The 2,497-nt window shown below is 62.3% G+C and carries 4 protein-coding genes; all 4 read left to right on the forward strand.

Annotated features, from left to right (window positions below; translation table 11 throughout):
* Nucleotides 1-104: 104 nt before the first annotated feature.
* The gene (locus RB2654_RS20005; protein WP_040885338.1) at nucleotides 105-998 is read left to right on the forward strand and encodes an amidohydrolase family protein; all 894 of its coding nucleotides are present in this window, start codon (nucleotides 105-107) and stop codon (nucleotides 996-998) included.
* A gap of 81 nt (nucleotides 999-1,079) precedes the next feature.
* The gene (locus RB2654_RS23615) at nucleotides 1,080-1,289 is read left to right on the forward strand and encodes a hypothetical protein (protein ID WP_008335199.1); all 210 of its coding nucleotides are present in this window, start codon (nucleotides 1,080-1,082) and stop codon (nucleotides 1,287-1,289) included.
* Nucleotides 1,282-1,641 (forward strand): protocatechuate 4,5-dioxygenase subunit alpha, encoded by a 360-nt coding sequence (locus RB2654_RS20010; RefSeq protein ID WP_008335200.1) that lies wholly within the window; start codon nucleotides 1,282-1,284, stop codon nucleotides 1,639-1,641. Before RB2654_RS23615 ends, RB2654_RS20010 begins: the two co-directional genes overlap by 8 nt.
* Before the next feature lie 12 nt (nucleotides 1,642-1,653).
* On the forward strand, nucleotides 1,654-2,497 hold an 844-nt coding region (locus RB2654_RS20015), incomplete at its 3' end, for an extradiol dioxygenase subunit B (RefSeq protein WP_008335201.1).

Below are 2,497 nucleotides of genomic sequence, written 5' to 3' on the forward strand. Positions count from 1 at the left end.
AATGACCGTGATCGCGAAACTGGATGCTGGCGGCACGCCGGTGTCCGCCGCCATCCTGCGCACCGCGCGCAAGCTGATGGACGGCGAAGTGTTTGGAGACTGAGATGACTGATGTGCAAGTGAAAGACGCCGACTGGCTGGATTTCCACCCGAACCCGAAAAAGCCGGACTTCAAACTGCCTGAGGGGGCGGTGGACGCGCATTGCCACGTGTTCGGGCCGAGCCCGGAGTTCCCCTTCGCGCCGGAGCGTAAATATACGCCGTGCAACGCGGGCAAGGACAAGCTCTATGAGCTGCGCGATTTTCTGGGCTTCAGCCGGAACGTGATCGTGCAGGCGACCTGCCACGGCAAGGACAACGCCGCGATGGCCGATGCCTGTCGAACGGCGGGCGATCTGGCGCGGGGCGTCGCCAGCGTGCGTCACGACATCACCCGCGAGGAACTGGCGGAACTTGACGAGGCCGGGGTGCGCGGGGTGCGGTTCAACTTCGTCAAACGGCTGGTCGACGCGACGCCGCGCGAGCATTTCATCGAAGTGGCCGAGCGCATTCAGGAATTCGGCTGGTCCATCGTCGTCTATTTCGAGGCGGCCGATCTGGAAGAGCTGGTGCCGTTCCTCGAAAGCCTGCCGGGGATCATCGTGGTCGATCACATGGGGCGGCCCGATGTCGAGAAGGGTGTCGATCACCCGGATTTCCAGCGCTTCCTGAAGCTCATGGAGGACAACGACAACATCTGGTCCAAGGTGACCTGCCCGGAGCGTCTGTCGGTGCAAGGCCCGCCCGCCTATGACGACGTGGTGCCGTTCGCGCGCGAAGTGGTGAAGCGGTTCCCGGACCGGGTGCTTTGGGGCACGGACTGGCCGCATCCGAATATGAAAAGCCACATGCCGGATGACGGTAACCTCGTGGATTTCATCCCCAAGATCGCGCCGACGGCGGAGGAACAGCAGAAACTGCTAGTCGACAACCCGATGCGGCTTTACTGGGCGCGCTGAGCGCCACACGGTTTGCGTGGCCGGAGGGCCGGGGCGAGAGATCGCCTCGGCCCTTTTCCTTGCGCTATCAGTTTCAGGCAAATGGTGTTCGTCGTATCGGTCGCGCTCGCGCTCGATCCGGCGTTCCTGTTGGGGTTTCGGCCCCCCGAGGCCGGGCAGGCCGATAAGTTTTGCGTATTCTTCATTCAATCTGCGCCCGGGCCGGTGCCGTTTGATTCAGGTCAAATTCCGGCAGCCACACGGCGTGCGACAAGCCGTCAGGACATGAAAAGGAGGAACGGCCATGCATGATATGCCGGGCTACGATTACCACATCGACATTCCGGGCACGACGATCTTCGACGGCAAACAGGCCATGAAGGGCTATGCGCTGAACAAGATGTGCTACGACTTCAACCGCGCCGAGAACCGCGAAGGGTTCAAGGCCGACGAAGAGGGCTGGATGGAGAAATACGGCCTGAACGACCAGCAGAAGACGGCCGTGCGCGAGCGCAACGTGCTGGGCCTGATCGAGGCCGGCGGCAACATCTATTACCTCGCCAAATTCGCCGGGATCTTCGGGCTGGGTGTGCAGGACGTCGGCGGGCTTCAGACCGGCAAGACCACGGAAGAATTCAAGGAATACCTGGCGAGCCAGGCGTAAGGGGGACGGACAATGGCGAAAATTCTTGGCGGGATCACCACGTCCCACATTCCGGCGGTCGGTAACGCGATCCAGAAAGAGCTTTACGACGATCCGTATTGGAAGCCGTTCTTCGACGGCTATCCGAAGGTCCACCAGTGGATCAAAGATCACAAGCCGGACTATTGCATCAACATCTACAACGACCACGGGCTTGGTTTCTTCCTCGACCGGATGCCGACCTTCGCGATCGGCTGCGCGAACGAGTACCGCAACGAGGACGAGGGCTGGGGCCTGCCCGCGCTCGACCCGTTTCCCGGTGCGCCGGAACTGAGCTGGCACATCGCCGAGAGCATGGTCGCGGATCATTTCGACCTGACCACCTGTCAGGAGCTGGCGGTCGACCACGGCTTCGTGGTGCCGATGCAGCTTTTTTGGCCCGGTGCGCCGCATCACCCGGACATGCCGAAAACGGTGCCGATTTCGGCCAACACGGTGCAGCACCCGATCCCGACGCTGGCGCGGGCGCTGGACTTCGGCAAGGCGCTGGGCAAGGCGCTGCGGTCCTTCCCCGAGGATGCGACGGTCGTGATCCTCGGCACCGGCGGGCTCAGCCATCAGTTGGACGGCGAGCGCGCGGGCTTCATCAACAAGGAATTCGATCGCTATTGCCTCGACAATATCGTGTCGAACCCGGAGGAGCTGACCAAGATCACCCGCATGGAGCTGGTCGAAAAGGCCGGCGCGCAGGGGACCGAGTTTCTGATGTGGATGATGATGCGCGGGGCGCTGGGCGACGACGTGAACGAGATCACCCGGAACTACCACATCCCGATCTCGAACACGGCCGCCGGTACGCTTTTGCTGGAATGCGCCG

Origin of the sequence: Maritimibacter alkaliphilus HTCC2654 (assembly GCF_000152805.1) — a bacterium.
GTDB classification, from domain to species: domain Bacteria; phylum Pseudomonadota; class Alphaproteobacteria; order Rhodobacterales; family Rhodobacteraceae; genus Maritimibacter; species Maritimibacter alkaliphilus.

Bases quoted from the DNA above. Each gene is read 5' to 3' on its own strand.
- RB2654_RS20010 (WP_008335200.1), top strand. From the start codon at position 1,282: ATGCATGATATGCCGGGCTACGATTACCACATCGACATTCCGGGCACG.
- RB2654_RS20005 (WP_040885338.1), top strand. From the start codon at position 105: ATGACTGATGTGCAAGTGAAAGACGCCGACTGGCTGGATTTCCACCCG.
- RB2654_RS23615 (WP_008335199.1), top strand. From the start codon at position 1,080: ATGGTGTTCGTCGTATCGGTCGCGCTCGCGCTCGATCCGGCGTTCCTG.